The 14322-nt window shown below is 46.4% G+C and carries 13 protein-coding genes; 2 read left to right on the forward strand and 11 right to left on the reverse strand.

The window, feature by feature from the left end; all coding sequences use genetic code 11:
- Positions 1-21 precede the first annotated feature (21 nt).
- The 10 genes from BN3349_RS00580 to lexA all read right to left on the reverse strand — a co-directional run bounded on the left by BN3349_RS00580 (position 22) and on the right by lexA (position 9229).
- Positions 22-1263, reverse strand: a complete 1242-nt coding sequence (locus tag BN3349_RS00580) for a serine/threonine transporter (RefSeq protein ID WP_040975377.1) — start codon at positions 1261-1263, stop codon at positions 22-24.
- A 299-nt stretch (positions 1264-1562) separates the two neighbouring features.
- Positions 1563-2390: a class II glutamine amidotransferase gene (locus tag BN3349_RS00585; protein WP_040975378.1), complete on the reverse strand. Its 828-nt coding sequence runs from the start codon at positions 2388-2390 to the stop codon at positions 1563-1565.
- Positions 2391-2907: 517 nt separating this feature from the next.
- The gene (locus BN3349_RS00590; RefSeq protein WP_040975379.1) at positions 2908-3462 is read right to left on the reverse strand and encodes a DUF5358 domain-containing protein; all 555 of its coding nucleotides are present in this window, start codon (positions 3460-3462) and stop codon (positions 2908-2910) included.
- A 131-nt stretch (positions 3463-3593) separates the two neighbouring features.
- Entirely contained in the window at positions 3594-4334 is a 741-nt protein-coding gene (rlmB, locus tag BN3349_RS00595) for a 23S rRNA (guanosine(2251)-2'-O)-methyltransferase RlmB (protein ID WP_040975380.1), read from the reverse strand.
- 124 nt (positions 4335-4458) lie between these two features.
- Positions 4459-6819, reverse strand: coding sequence for a ribonuclease R (gene rnr / locus BN3349_RS00600; RefSeq protein WP_040975381.1), 2361 nt, complete (start codon positions 6817-6819; stop codon positions 4459-4461).
- A gap of 132 nt (positions 6820-6951) precedes the next feature.
- The gene (rplI, locus tag BN3349_RS00605; RefSeq protein WP_040975382.1) at positions 6952-7401 is read right to left on the reverse strand and encodes a 50S ribosomal protein L9; all 450 of its coding nucleotides are present in this window, start codon (positions 7399-7401) and stop codon (positions 6952-6954) included.
- An 18-nt stretch (positions 7402-7419) separates the two neighbouring features.
- A complete protein-coding gene (rpsR, locus tag BN3349_RS00610) occupies positions 7420-7647 on the reverse strand; it encodes a 30S ribosomal protein S18 (protein ID WP_032108441.1) in 228 nt (75 codons plus the stop codon).
- Positions 7648-7659: 12 nt separating this feature from the next.
- Positions 7660-7986 carry a primosomal replication protein N gene (priB, locus tag BN3349_RS00615; RefSeq protein ID WP_040975383.1) on the reverse strand — a complete coding sequence of 109 codons (327 nt, stop codon included), beginning with the start codon at positions 7984-7986 and terminating at the stop codon, positions 7660-7662.
- On the reverse strand, positions 7973-8350 hold the full coding sequence (gene rpsF, locus BN3349_RS00620; protein ID WP_032092350.1) for a 30S ribosomal protein S6: 378 nt from the start codon (positions 8348-8350) through the stop codon (positions 7973-7975). The genes priB and rpsF overlap by 14 nt, the downstream gene beginning before the upstream one ends.
- 246 nt (positions 8351-8596) lie before the next feature.
- Positions 8597-9229 (reverse strand): transcriptional repressor LexA, encoded by a 633-nt coding sequence (lexA, locus tag BN3349_RS00625; RefSeq protein WP_040975384.1) that lies wholly within the window; start codon positions 9227-9229, stop codon positions 8597-8599.
- A 156-nt stretch (positions 9230-9385) separates the two neighbouring features.
- Between lexA and plsB the strand changes: the two genes are divergently transcribed.
- Positions 9386-11809 carry a glycerol-3-phosphate 1-O-acyltransferase PlsB gene (plsB, locus tag BN3349_RS00630; protein ID WP_040975385.1) on the forward strand — a complete coding sequence of 808 codons (2424 nt, stop codon included), beginning with the start codon at positions 9386-9388 and terminating at the stop codon, positions 11807-11809.
- 115 nt (positions 11810-11924) lie between these two features.
- Here plsB and ffh read toward each other — a convergent pair whose 3' ends face one another.
- A complete protein-coding gene (ffh, locus tag BN3349_RS00635; protein ID WP_040975386.1) occupies positions 11925-13310 on the reverse strand; it encodes a signal recognition particle protein in 1386 nt (461 codons plus the stop codon).
- Between the two features lie 146 nt (positions 13311-13456).
- On the opposite strand from ffh, the gene BN3349_RS00640 reads away from it, so the two are divergent.
- The gene (locus BN3349_RS00640; protein WP_040975387.1) at positions 13457-14266 is read left to right on the forward strand and encodes a cytochrome C assembly family protein; all 810 of its coding nucleotides are present in this window, start codon (positions 13457-13459) and stop codon (positions 14264-14266) included.
- Positions 14267-14322 lie beyond the last annotated feature (56 nt).

Consider the following 14322-nt stretch of genomic DNA (forward strand, 5'->3'; position numbering starts at 1 on the left):
CGCGTTATTTTACATTAATTTCTAGAATAAGCCATATATTACCGCGGAAATAGCGATAATACCCATGACCGTTACAAAAACGTTGCTGAGCTGCCCTTGATAGCGTTGCATTGCCGGAATTTTACGAATGGCATACATCGGCATAATAAACAGGATTGCCGCAATAATCGGACCGCCGAAGGATTCGATTAAGCCCAGAATGCTCGGATTCATGATCGCCACGCCCCACAGGGTTATCAAGAAGAAAAGTGCGGTCATATAATTGAGTTTTTTACGATTAATGCGGTGGTTGTCGGTCATTTTAACGAAAAGACCTTCCAATCCTTCTTTAGCCCCCAAATAATGTCCGAAGAAAGAACTGGTAATCGCTAAAAACGCCACCAATGGTCCTAAATAAGAAATATAAGGATTTTCAAATTTGTTAGCCAGAAAAGAGAGAATGCTGATATTTTGCAATTTGGCTAATGCCAGTTCTTCCGGGGTTAGCGTCAGTACGCAGCTGAACACAAAGAACATCACAAAAAATAACAGAATCGTCGCAGTGCCTTTTAACGTATGCGCCGCATGTTTTTCGGTTAACGCTCTGTCCTGATATTGGCGCTGCTGTGATTGCGAAAATGAAGAAATTGCCGGCGAATGGTTAAAAGAGAAAACCAACACCGGAATGGTGATCCATAATGTAGTAATAAATCCTTGTGCAGTTGGCATTTCGTGCAGCATTGAGGTATTCCATTCGGGAATCAGATAAATGGACAGCACAAATAAAATCAGCACCAGCGGATACACCAGAAATTCGGTGATTTTCAGCATGATTTTTTCGCCCATCAACATCACCGAAATTAATGATGCGATAAGCACAAAAGATAAGATCACGCGATTCGGTGAAGCTAAGCCCATTTGGTTCACAATAAAGGAGTCTACTGTATTGGTGATACCGTTGCCGTAAATCAGCAGAATAGGGAAAATGGCGAAGAAATACAGTAACGTGATCAGCTTGCCAGCATTTTTACCGAAATGCTCTTCAACCACTTCGGTAATGTCGCTGCCTTCGATGGAAGAGGATAAGACGAAACGTGACAGCGCTCGGTGCGCAAAATAGGTCATCGGTCCGACCAATATTGCCATTACGACTAACGGCCAGAAGCCACCCATCCCAGCGTTAATCGGTAAAAACAGCACGCCGGCGCCGACGGCGGTACCGAATAAATTTAACGCCCAAAGCAAATCAAATTTGTTCCATTTAACGGAAGAATTATTAACCATATACATCCCCATATTTTGTATTTATTTTGGTTTTTTATGTTTTATTTCCAGTCTAAAACGACATATTGACAAATATGCCGATTTTCGGTGCGGAATAATATGTTGATTGGAGAAATATTTCAAATAAAGATGCCTGATTTGTGAAAACGATCGCATTTTTATTTTAAAGTTGGTTAAAGAATGGTTCGTTATTTACCGAATTTTAACATTGTAATGCTAAATGGCATGAATAAATGATATAAAGAAAAGGAATAAAGATAATATGACAGCGCAATAACTTGCGCTGTATCCTGCCGTTTTTATGCCGCTTTACGATTGCCTAAAGTGCCGTCGTCAATGGCTTCTTTCGGTGTTCCGAGTATTTCATAGACTTTTTCGCCGTCTTTAAAAAAGGCGAAACCGCCGTGTTCCATTTTGGTCCAGACTTCATTTTTAGTAATCGGGAAAGTCGCGATAATCGTAATCTGATCGCCATCTTTGGCATAATCCCGAAAATCAATGATGCTATCGTCATCAATCCGCTGCGCCGTACCGAAAGGCGCTTTGCGGGTGAGATAATGCAAATTGGTCGAGCAATGGGCGATCATCCATTCGCCGTTGGACAAAATAAAGTTAAAAGTTCCGCGCGAAGAAAGATCTTCGGTAATTTCACGGATCGCGGTGAAGATTTCTTTTTCGGTCGGTTTTTTGCGGAAACGGTTTTTCAACTGTTCTGCCATATAGCAAAATGCGGTTTCCGAATCAGTGGAACCGATTGGTTGGCAGAAACTTTCCGACATATCTGGCAGGCTGGTGAGGTTGCCGTTATGCGCGAACACCCAGTTTTCTCCCCAAATCTCGCGGATAAACGGATGCGTATTTTCAATATTGACTTCACCCTGCGTTGCTTTGCGAATGTGAGCGATAACGTTTAAGGATTTAATGTTGTACTGCTTAACGCAATCGGCGATCGGCGAGGAATGACCGGGATGATTATCGCGGAAAATCCGCACCCCTTTGCCTTCGAAAAAGGCAATGCCGAAACCGTCCGAGTGGCAGTCCGTCAACCCCGCCCGACGGCGAAATCCCTCAAAGGAGAAAACGATATCTGTCGGGGTATTACAGTTCATTCCGAGTAGTTGGCACATAATATTTCTGACCTGTGTAAAATCTATCTAACTAGGTGTGATTTAACACGATAATGTACGGAAATTCAAGCTTACCGTTAGATTAAAATGTTACATAAAATAACCTACGGGAATGATTTTAGATAACCCTGTTTCATTTCGCTTTTCTTCTTTCTTTCCATTTATCTTGGATTTGCGTTGGCGATGATGCTGGGTGACTTAATAGAGTGCTTTTTTGGGTGGTTGAACACGGAACGTTTTTCTCTCAACAGTTTGATACAGTTAAAGCGCTTATTGCTATAATTAAACAAAATCTTGAATATGGTAACCGCAACGGTATTGCTTCAACCTGACTCAACAAGAAAAAACAGCGAAAATCCGACCGCACTTTAAATCTATTATTGATAGGCAAAAAGTGCGGTCGTTTTTTTATGCGTTTTTACGCGTATGCCGTGGCAGTAGTGCAACATTGCGGCGCAAGGCTTAGCGGTTTTTAGGTTTGTGGCAGCAGTTGTTGCAATAGGGCATGTTTTCCGATTTACAGCAACAATGCCGAGCCCCATTTGATAATGTCAAAGAAGAATTTGTTCTGGTTGGTGGCGACGCCGTCGGTGTTTTTGCTGCCATCGCTGTTGGTTTCTTCCACCATGCCGCTTTTATACTGCCCTTTTACCACCGCGAGATCATCACGGGCCTTCTGGCGCAGTACCGCACATTGCGCGCCTGCGAGCGGTTCGAATTCGGTATCTTTGAATTTTTTATATTGATACTGCGCATAACCCATGGATTTTGCATCTGTCTGAATCATCTTGACATAGTCGGCACCGATGATTCGCTCTAACGGATAAAAGAAGACATATTGCGAGTGAATATAGGCGTCTTCTTTGGAGAAATGTTCCTGCTGGATACGAGTTAAATTCGGGTAAACACATTGTTCCGCCTGATGGCTGGCGGCAACCCAGCGTTGCGCGTCGTCATCGGAAAGCAGGTAGTCAGCATTGGCGAACTCGCCCGGCATCGTATCCGGTTGGGTATGCCACGAACAGCCGATAACAGCACAAAGCATAACGGCTAATATACATTTTCTTAACATATTAAATCCTGAATAGATAGCATTAAATTGCTGCGAATTTTAACAATAACATTGTGATTGATAAAGGGGTTATCCAAAATCAGGGAAAGAAAAACGGACGGCAACGCATTTGCCGCCCGGCTGTACAGGGATTATGTGTTGAGTCGTTGTCTGACAATTTCAAACAAGCAAACGCCGGTGGCGACGGAAACATTGAGCGATGAAACCGAGCCCGCCATCGGGATGCTGATTAGCTGATCGCAGGTTTCGCGGGTTAAACGGCGCATACCCTCGCCCTCAGCTCCCATCACCAGCGCCAGTGCGCCGTTCAGTTTGCTTTGATAAAGCGTTTCGCTTGCTTCGCCTGCCGTGCCGACCACCCAAATATTGTGTTTTTGCTGCAAATCCCGCAATGTACGGGCAAGGTTGGTGACGCGAATCAGCGGCACAACTTCCGCTGCGCCGCAGGCAACTTTGCGCGCGGTGGCGGTCAGCTGAGCCGATTTGTCTTTTGGTACGATGACGGCGCACACGCCTGCCGCATCCGCCGTGCGCAAACAGGCGCCTAAATTATGCGGATCGGTAACGCCGTCCAACACTAACAATAACGGTGTCGTGGTGTGCTGCAACAGGCTGTCGAGATCGGTTTCATTCAGCTCTTTTGCTGTCTGTACGCGGGCGATAATACCTTGATGCACTTCGCCACCGGCTTTTTTATCCAACGTGTCGCGGTTGAGAAACTGCACTGCGATACCAAGCTGCTGAAGTGCGTCAAGTACCGGTTGCAAGCGTTTATCCGCTCTACCTTTAAGAACGTACACCTCGATCAAACGCTCGGGCGCAGTGGCGAGGAAGGCGTTAACGGCATGAATGCCATAGATATTTTCAGACATATTTTCCTTTGACTGTCAGTTGAGATTCAATAATTTGCTTGTCATCTGACGGGCGGTAATGAATGCCGCCCGCGGTTTTTGGGTGCTCGCAAAGATTATTTTCTGCCGGAAACACTTAATTTTTTCACCGCACTTTTTTCTTGGTATTGGCTTTTTTCGTGCTTTTTTGCGCCGGCTTTGCCTTGCTTTTTTGTTTTTTAATACTTTCTGCATAACGCAGATTTTTCTTGGCGTTATCTCTTGCAGTTTTACCGGCACGCAGTGGTTTGCGCGCGCTAGCAACCAGTGAGAAATCCACCTGCCGCTGTTCCAGACTGACGGCTTCGACGCGAATGCTGACGCGGTCGCCCAAACGATAAAGCATACCGCTGTTTTCGCCGATAAGTTGTTGTTTTCCCAAATCAAACTGATAATAATCATTATCTAAGCTGGAAATATGCACCAGTCCGTCGATAAATAAATCATCCAGCCGAACGAAGAATCCGAAGCCGGTGACTGAGGAAATTACGCCATCAAATACCTCGCCCACATGGTCTTGCATATATTCGCATTTCAGCCAATCCGCCACTTCGCGGGTGGCGTCATCGGCGCGGCGTTCGGTCATTGAACAATGTTCACCCAGAATATCCATTTCATCGACGGAATAATGGTAACCGCCGCCATTGGTGGTTTTACGCTTTGAGCCTTGCTGTTTGGCAAGCAGATATTTGATTGCGCGATGCAGGGTTAAATCCGGATAGCGGCGAATCGGCGAGGTGAAATGGGCATATTCTTCCAGCGCCAAGCCGAAATGACCGATATTGTCGGGATCGTACACCGCCTGACTGAGCGAACGCAGCAGCATGGTTTGAATCAGTTCGTGATCTGGGCGTTCCCGCACGGTATCCAATAAGGCGGCATAATCTGCGGTCGTCGGTTTTTTATCGCCGCCTAGGCTTAAACCGCATTCATTTAAGAAACTTCGGAATGCGAGCAGTTTTTCTTCGCTCGGACCGGCATGGATGCGGTAAAGTGCCGGTTCATCGTGGCGTTGCATAAAGTTTGCCGCCGCAATGTTGGCAAGAATCATACATTCTTCAATGATTTTGTGCGCGTCGTTGCGTACTGCCGGTTCAATACGTTCAATGCGCCCCATAGCATTAAACACAAATTTGCTTTCAACGGTTTCAAAATCAATGGCGCCGCGCTGATGACGAGCGTTAATCAATGCCTGATACATAGCGTGTAGCGCCTGCAAATGTGCCACTAGTGTTTGATAACGCTGACACAGCGTTTCATCGCCTTCCAGAATGCGCGCCACTTTGGTATAAGTAAGACGGGCATGGGAATTCATTACCGCTTCGTAGAAGCGATAATCAGTGATTTTCCCTTTAGCGGACAGCGTCAATTCGCACACCATACAAAGGCGGTCAACCTGGGGATTCAGCGAACATAAGCCGTTCGACAAAATTTCCGGCAGCATCGGCACTACGCGATTCGGAAAATACACCGAATTGCCGCGGTTATAGGCCTCCGTATCCAGCGCAGTGCGCGGGCGGACATAGTAGCTGACGTCGGCAATGGCGACCCACAATGTCCAACCGCCGCCGCGTTTTGGCTCGCAGTATACGGCATCGTCAAAATCGCGCGCATCTTCGCCATCGATGGTAACCAATGGCAAATGGCGCAAATCTATGCGATCCTGCTTGGCTTCCTGCGGCACGTCTTCACTGAATTTTTTTGCCTGTTTTTCGACCGCACTTGGGAATACATGGGGAATATCATGATTGCGAATGGCAATTTCGGTTTCCATTCCCTTTGCCATATTATCACCCAACACTTCCGTAATCATACCTACCGGTCGATTGAACGAAGCGGTGCGCGGTTTCAGCTCGACAACCACAACTTGCCCCATTCTGGCACCTTTGCGGTGCTCATCGGGAATTAAAATATCGCGGTTGATGCGGCTGTCGTCAGGAACCACATAGCCGATTCCTTCTTCCACAAAAAAGCGACCGACCAGTTGTTTCTTACGATTTTCCAGCACCCGCACAATGCGTACTTCCGGCCGACCTTTGCGATCAAACCCGTTCGGTTGTGCCAGCACGTAATCACCGTGCAGTACACGTTGCATTTGTGTGTTGGGAATAAACCAGTCGGATTTCGCGCCCTCCACCTGCAAAAAACCATAGCCGTCGCGATGACCGACGACCACGCCTTTGAGCAAATCAAGTTTTTCCGGCAGGGCGTAGCGGCTACGTTTGGTAAATACCAGCTGACCGTCATTTTCCATCGCCCGTAAACGTCGGCGCATACCTTCCTGTTGCGCGTCATTGTGGATATCCAGTGCCGTTTGAATTTCTTCGCGTGACATTGGGGCATTATGTTCGCGGATAATGCTCAAGATAAATTCTCGGCTGGGGATCGGATTTGCGTATTTTTCCCGTTCCTGCTGATAGTTCGGATCATTAAGTGCGGTGGTTTTTTTAGTTGTTTTGCGAGCCATAGCAATTCCCTTGTGTGGAATAGAGTAGTGTAAGTTTGACACCCCGGACAGGGGAAAGCAAGGAAAGAATTTTGTCTCATGGAAGAAACAAAAACCCGGTGAAAGACCGGGTTTTATCAACAGCGCGGGGGATTATTCGCCGACAACAACAACGTTTAATGTTGCGAATACTTCACCGTGAAGCTGGAAGCGTACTTCGTGATCGCCGGTTGTACGAATAGGACCGGTTGACAGACGAACTTCACTTTTTGCAACTTCAACACCTGCCGCAGTCACGGCTTCAGCTACATCGCGTGTAGTGATTGAACCGAATAAACGACCTTCTTCACCCGCTTTAGACGCGATAGTGACGCTTGCCAGTTCAGTCAACTGAGCCGCACGAGCCTGTGCCGCAGCAAGTTCTTCTGCAACTTTGGCTTCTAATTCAGCGCGGCGCGCTTCAAAATGTTCAACGTTAGCTTTGGTTGCCATAACTGCTTTTCCTTGAGGAATTAAGAAGTTACGAGCATAACCCGGTTTAACGTTAACTTGATCACCTACGTTACCGAGGTGAACGATTTTATCTAAAAGAATTACTTGCATTACCGTATCCTCTCTTGATTACTGATGATTGTCAGTGTACGGAATCAACGCTAAATAACGTGCGCGTTTGATAGCGCGGGCTAACTGACGTTGATACTTCGCACGAGTACCGGTAATACGGCTTGGAACAATTTTGCCGCTCTCTGTAATGTAGTTCTTTAATGTCGCGATATCTTTGTAATCGATTTCCACAACATTTTCCGCTGTGAAACGGCAGAACTTACGACGACGGAAATAACGTGCCATTTGGCTAGTCTCCTAATCTATAAATTCGATTTGCTCGGCATGTAATACCAGCTGGCTTAAACCGTTTGCCGATTTATGCGAGGTAATAAACCCCATAACCAATAATTTACTGCCGACCGTAATGCTTTGAGTGTTTTTCATTAATTGCTTGCCACTAACTTGAACCGGCATTTTACACCATGCTCGACGCGTCAACCCAGCTTCCTGCTGTTCGGAACAATGTTCCAAATAAAAGCGGCAGTGCTCAACGCCGTTAGGGCTTATGGTCCGTTTAGGAAAATCGCTGACTTGCCCAATTAACCATAAACGGTTATTAATGTCCAAATTACTCTTCAGCATCCTCAAAATCGTTGTTTTCAACTTCAGCTAAAGCTTTACGTTCATCACGCGCTTTAACCATTGGGGACGCTTCGGTTACGGCGTGCTTAGTACGAATAATTACGTTACGAAGAACGGCGTCGTTGTAACGGAACGTTGTTTCTAGCTCGTCGATGACTTCTTGAGGCGCTTCTACATTCATCAGCACATAATGTGCTTTATGTAATTTGTTGATTGGGTAAGCTAATTGACGGCGACCCCAATCTTCTAGGCGATGAATTTGACCGCCGGCTTCTTTTACAGAACCTGTGTAGCGTTCAATCATGCCCGGTACTTGTTCGCTTTGGTCCGGGTGAACCATAAACACGATTTCGTAGTGACGCATTACTGCTCCTTACGGGTTAATCAGCCTCCGACGATAAGACCAGTCACCAATCTTGCGGAAGCAAGGAACGAAAATTGAATATGACTGTAAGGCGTGCGATTATACAGAGAACGCGGATAAAGGGCAAGGGGAATATTTGCCCTGTATTGCCATGCTGTAGCTTGTTATTGCATGCCGGGAAGAATAAAGCTGAAAAGTAAAAATGCTCGGCACGCTTTCGCATCTGTGTGCTCTCCCGTTAAACGGTTACATCCACGCGTTATTGCGGATAATACCCACCGCGATTCCCTCAATTTCGAAATTGGGTTGTTGGTTTAAATCAACGACAATCGGCTCAAATTCTTCATTTTCCGCATGCAAATAAATGATCGAACCTTTACGTTCCAGACGTTTTACCGTGACTTCATCCTCAATACGGGCGACGATAACCTGACCGTTGCGCACATCTTTGGTACTGTGTACGGCAAGTAAATCACCGTCCAGAATACCGATGTTTTTCATGGATTGACCATAAACTTTGAGCAGAAAATCCGCCTGCGGTTTAAACATATTGGCATCCACCCGATAAGTGCCTTCAATATGCTGTTCGGCGAGAATCGGTTCGCCGGCGGCGACACGACCAATCAGCGGCAAGCCTTCTTCTTCATGTTCATCTTCATTGGCGAGTAAACGAATACCGCGCGATGCGCCGGAGATAATTTCAATCACACCTTTTCTGGCAAGAGCTTTTAAATGCTCTTCTGCGGCATTGGGTGAACGAAACCCCAGCTCTTTTGAAATTTCTGCGCGGGTAGGCGGCATGCCGGTGGTTTCCAGATGGCGTTTAAGAAGATCGTAAACTTCTTGCTGGCGTGCGGTCAGTGCTTTCGTGAATGCCATAGTTATCCCCTGTTTTTATATACATGATAACTGGTATTATATACAGAACAAGGATTGTTGCAATCTTTCTTTTGTGATCTACATAAAAGAAATATGCTGTTTTTATGCTAAAATGCGTTAAATTTTTAAACCAGTTAATCAGTTAATGGAATTTATATGTCTGGTGTACTTAATTTATACAGAAAATTACTTGAATTACCGTTGTCTTTGCTGGTGAAAGACAATCCGATTCCCCATAATCCCATCGAAGAACTAAAACTGAACATTGCACAACCTATTGTTTATGTGCTGCCTTACACTTCGCAGACCGATTTGGTGATTTTCCGTAAAAACTGTTTGAGCGTCGGTTTGCCGGATCCTTTTGAAAATAATCAGATTAACGGCATTGAATTACCGCGTTTCGTGTTTTTGGATGAAGGGCGTCGGATTTTCAAAAGCAAGGGCGCTAAACAGGAAACTGCCACGATTTTTAATAAATACCTTGAATTGCACCGCACTTGTGCCGGTCTTGACGTGCAATTGATTCCGGGCTCAGTATTATGGGGGCGCTCGCCAGGGCATGAGGATCAATCAGGGTTGCCGAATCTGCGCTTGCTAAACGGCATTCAGAAAACCGCCGCGGCGATTTGGTTCGGACGCGACACCTTTGTGCGTTTTTCACAGGCAGTGTCTCTGCGTTATATGGTAAACGAACACGGCTCCGACAAAAAAATCGCCAATAAACTGGCGCGGGTGGCGAAAATCCATTTTTCCAAGCAACGAATTTCCGCCACCGGTCCGCGTTTGCCGAATCGAGAAGCAATGTTTAATAAATTATTACAGCTGCCGACTATTTTAGACGCCATTGATGATGAGGCAAAAAATAAAAAAATCAGCCGTGACAAAGCGCAAAAAGAAGCCTACAAAATGTTGGACGAGATCGCCGCCAATGTAAGTTATGAAGGGCTGCGCATGGCGGATCGTTTTTTACGCTGGCTGTGGAATAAATTATATCAAGGCATTGATGTGCAAAATGCCGATCGCGTGCGTAAACTGGCGTTGGAAGGGCATGAAATCGTCTATGTACCTTGTCACCGCAGCCATATTGATTATTTACTGCTGTCTTACGTTTTATATCATCAAGGGCTGGTTACGCCGCATATCGCTGCTGGCATTAACTTGAACTTCTGGCCGGTGGGCGCTATGTTTCGTCGCGGCGGCGCGTTTTTTATTCGCCGCACATTTAAAGGCAATCGCTTATATTCAACCATTTTTCGTGAATATTTGGCGGAATTGTTCCATCGTGGTTATTCTGTCGAATACTTTATTGAGGGCGGACGTTCGCGCACCGGGCGTTTACTGGCGCCGAAAACCGGCATGATGTCAATGACGTTACAGGCACTGCGCCAGCGTCAGACCCGTCCGATTTCCGTTGTGCCAGTTTATGTGGGATATGAACATGTACTGGAAGTGGATACTTACGCGAAAGAGCTGCGTGGCGCAGCGAAGGAAAAGGAAAACGCCGGTCTGGTACTGCGCGTGATTAAAAAACTGCGCAATTTAGGCAAAGGCTATGTGAATTTCGGCGAACCTATCGTGTTGAGCAACTATTTAAATCAGTATTTCCCGCAATGGAAAGACAATGATGACGAAGAGCGTTCGCTATGGTTCAGCAAAGCGGTAGATTCGGTGTCTCAGCAGGTAATGGTGAATATTAACAAAGCGGCGGCGGTCAATGCCATGAATTTAACCGGCACCGCGCTGCTTTCTTCCCGTCAGCGTGCATTATCCCGCGAGCAATTATTGGAACAATTGGCAAGCTATCAGCAGTTTTTACAAAACGTGCCTTATTCCGACGACATTATTATTCCGACAGAAACACCGCAGGAAATGTTGGAACATGTGCTGGGATTGGATCGCGTCGGTGTGCTGGTAGAAAAGGACAGCTTCGGGGAAATCATCCGTTTGGAGCGCAACTATGCGGTATTGATGACTTATTATCGCAATAATATTCAGCATTTATTCGTGTTGCCATCATTGGTGGCGAGTGTTGTACTGCATTATGAAGCGATTCAGAAAGGATTGCTGCTGGATGCGGTCAGCAAAATTTACCCGTTCCTGAAAGGTGAACTGTTTCTACATTTCCCGCAAGATGAACTGCAAGCCAAGATAGAAAATGTTATCGCCGAGTTACAGCGTCAGGAGATCATTAAATGTAATGAAAACGTACTGGCAATTAACAAAGCGCATGTCAGAACCTTGCAACTCTGGTCTGCTGGTGTACGTGAAATTTTACAGCGCTATTACATCACCGTCAGCATTTTGCAAAAAGATCCTGACATTCCGCGCGCCGTATTAGAAAAAGAAAGTCAATCGGTAGCACAGCGTTTATCCGTGCTACACGGCATTAATGCGCCGGAGTTTTTTGATAAAGCAGTATTCTCAGCATTTATCGCCAGCTTAAAACAAAATGGCTATTTCACCGAGGACAATCATGCAGATATTGAAAAACTGGGCGGACTCAGCACCATTTTAGCGCATATGATTTCAACCGAAATCTGCCTCACCATCAAAAGTGCGGTGGAAAAAGGGGAAGAATAATTGACTGGCAAAGCGCAGTCGCAGAGCTGCGCTTAATAATTGTTGATTATCACGGGAAACGGAATATTGCGGCACAAAAAATGCAGTGAAATTCAACCGCACTTTTGCCCGTTAATCAGCGTTTGAACATTCCGCCGAAGCTACCTAAACCGCCCATGCCGCCCATCATGCCTTTCATACCGCGCATCATTTTTGCCATGCCGCCTTTGCGCATTTTTTTCATCATGCGCTGCATTTCATCAAATTGTTTGAGCAGTTTATTGACGTCTTGCACCTGCGTGCCGGAGCCCAATGCGATACGGCGCCGGCGCGAACCTTTGATAATATCGGGGTGGGCGCGTTCTTTCAGTGTCATGGAGTTAATTATCGCTTCCATTTTATTGAACATGTTATCGTCAACCTGATTTTTCACATGATCCGGCAGATTTTTGGCACCCGGTAGCTTTTCCAGCATGCTCATCATGCCGCCCATTTTTTTCATTTCGATCAGCTGTTCGCGGAAATCTTCAAGGGTGAACTCATCACCTTTCTTGAATTTTTTCGCCATTTTTTCCGCTTTTTCCTGATCCACCGAACGTTGTAAATCTTCAATCAGCGACAGTACATCGCCCATGCCGAGAATGCGCGAGGCGACGCGATCGGGGTGGAACGGTTCCAGCGCATCGGTTTTTTCGCCGACCCCTAAAAATTTAATCGGTTTGCCGGTAATCTGGCGGATAGACAGCGCCGCACCGCCGCGCGCATCACCGTCCACTTTGGTCAGAATGACGCCGGTCAGCGGCAGGGCTTGGTCGAAGGCTTTTGCCGTGTTGGCGGCATCCTGCCCGGTCATGGCATCTACCGTAAACAGGGTTTCAATCGGATTAAGTGCGGTGTGAATTTGTTTGATTTCTTCCATCATTTCGCCGTCTACATGCAGGCGACCGGCGGTATCCACAATTAACACGTCGTAAAATTTTAATTTCGCCTCCGCCAGCGCAGCCTGTACGATAGCAACTGGTTTTTGCCCGCTGTCGGACGGAAAACAATCCGCGCCGACGGCTTGAGCCAATGTTTCCAGCTGTTTGATCGCTGCTGGGCGATATACGTCGGCGGAAACCACCAAGACTTTTTTCTTCTGTCGCTCACGCAGGAATTTCGCCAGTTTTCCGACGCTGGTGGTTTTTCCCGCCCCTTGCAGACCCGCCATTAAAATTACTGCCGGCGGTTGTGCGGCCAGGTTGAGGCTTTCATTCGCCTCGCCCATTGCTGTTTCCAGCTCAGATTGTACGATCTTGAGAAATTCCTGACCGGGCGTCAGGCTTTTGTTCACTTCTTCACCGATTGCGCGTTCTTTTACTTTGCTGATAAATTCCCGCACCACCGGTAGTGCCACATCGGCTTCCAGCAGCGCCATACGCACTTCGCGCAGCGTGTCTTTGATATTATCTTCGGTTAAACGGCCTTTTCCGGTAATGTTGCGTAAGGTTTTGGACAGGCGATCCGATAAGTTTTCAAACATGCTTTTTCCTAATCGATTTTCATTGCAAAAATTTTCCCAATTATACTGAAATCTGGATGATTTTCATCATTTGCAAGAAATTTATAGCGATTTTGCGGCGCCGAGGCTAGAATAAAACCATTCTTGCTCGTTAAAGGATAAATGTCATGTGGTTTGCAATCATTTCAATGTTGCTGTATTTAATCAGTATTCTGTTGATAACGCCATTGTTGCTGAAAGCGCAGACCGGCGAACAACGGCAGACGGGAAAACCGAATAAAACATTGTTTTTTCTGACCGCACTTTTCGCCATTGTTTTTCATTTTGCGGCGTTATCCGCCTTATTTGCGCATTTGCTGGCAGGGCAGAGTTTCACGCTGATCGAAATCGGTTCGCTGATCAGCGCGATGATTGCCGCATTGGCAACGGCGGCAATGCTGCTGCGCGTGAACACATTGTGGTTTTTGTTGCCGATTGTCTATTGTTGTTCGGTGATCAGCCTGATTTTGCAAACCTTGCTGCCCAGTGCCGTGGTGCAACATTTGGTACAGAATATCGGCTTATTAATTCATATTGCGCTGGCGCTGTTGGCGTATGCGGTCTGCTTTATTGCCACATTATATGCCATTCAGCTGCTGTGGTTGGATCGCAATCTGAAAAACAAAACCCTGCCTCTTTCGCCGATTATTCCGCCGCTGATGACTGTGGAACGGCATTTCTTCCGTTTAATGTTCAGCGGTGAATTGCTGCTGACTCTCACGCTGATTTCCGGCGCGTTTTATCTGGCGGATTTTTTTGCTGCCCAGAATATTCAGAAGGCGATATTTTCCTTTCTGGCGTGGATTGTGTTCGGGCTGTCGCTGCTTGGCCATTGGAAGCTGCACTGGCGTGGAAAAAGGATGATAATTTATACAATTTCAGGTATGATTCTGCTGACTGTGGGGTATTTCGGCAGTCGAGTCATGTTTGACATCTAAGTTCAGGTGCCGTCGGCAATAAAAGCCGCGCCGGCCCGAAAAAAGTGCGGTCAAAA

It is taken from the genome of Necropsobacter massiliensis (genome assembly GCF_000827595.2).
GTDB classification, from domain to species: domain Bacteria; phylum Pseudomonadota; class Gammaproteobacteria; order Enterobacterales; family Pasteurellaceae; genus Necropsobacter; species Necropsobacter massiliensis.

Bases quoted from the DNA above. Each gene is read 5' to 3' on its own strand.
- BN3349_RS00580 (WP_040975377.1), bottom strand. From the start codon at position 1,263: ATGGTTAATAATTCTTCCGTTAAATGGAACAAATTTGATTTGCTTTGG.
- BN3349_RS00585 (WP_040975378.1), bottom strand. From the start codon at position 2,390: ATGTGCCAACTACTCGGAATGAACTGTAATACCCCGACAGATATCGTT.
- BN3349_RS00590 (WP_040975379.1), bottom strand. From the start codon at position 3,462: ATGTTAAGAAAATGTATATTAGCCGTTATGCTTTGTGCTGTTATCGGC.
- rlmB (WP_040975380.1), bottom strand. From the start codon at position 4,334: ATGTCTGAAAATATCTATGGCATTCATGCCGTTAACGCCTTCCTCGCC.
- rnr (WP_040975381.1), bottom strand. From the start codon at position 6,819: ATGGCTCGCAAAACAACTAAAAAAACCACCGCACTTAATGATCCGAAC.
- rplI (WP_040975382.1), bottom strand. From the start codon at position 7,401: ATGCAAGTAATTCTTTTAGATAAAATCGTTCACCTCGGTAACGTAGGT.
- rpsR (WP_032108441.1), bottom strand. From the start codon at position 7,647: ATGGCACGTTATTTCCGTCGTCGTAAGTTCTGCCGTTTCACAGCGGAA.
- priB (WP_040975383.1), bottom strand. From the start codon at position 7,986: ATGCTGAAGAGTAATTTGGACATTAATAACCGTTTATGGTTAATTGGG.
- rpsF (WP_032092350.1), bottom strand. From the start codon at position 8,350: ATGCGTCACTACGAAATCGTGTTTATGGTTCACCCGGACCAAAGCGAA.
- lexA (WP_040975384.1), bottom strand. From the start codon at position 9,229: ATGGCATTCACGAAAGCACTGACCGCACGCCAGCAAGAAGTTTACGAT.
- plsB (WP_040975385.1), top strand. From the start codon at position 9,386: ATGTCTGGTGTACTTAATTTATACAGAAAATTACTTGAATTACCGTTG.
- ffh (WP_040975386.1), bottom strand. From the start codon at position 13,310: ATGTTTGAAAACTTATCGGATCGCCTGTCCAAAACCTTACGCAACATT.
- BN3349_RS00640 (WP_040975387.1), top strand. From the start codon at position 13,457: ATGTGGTTTGCAATCATTTCAATGTTGCTGTATTTAATCAGTATTCTG.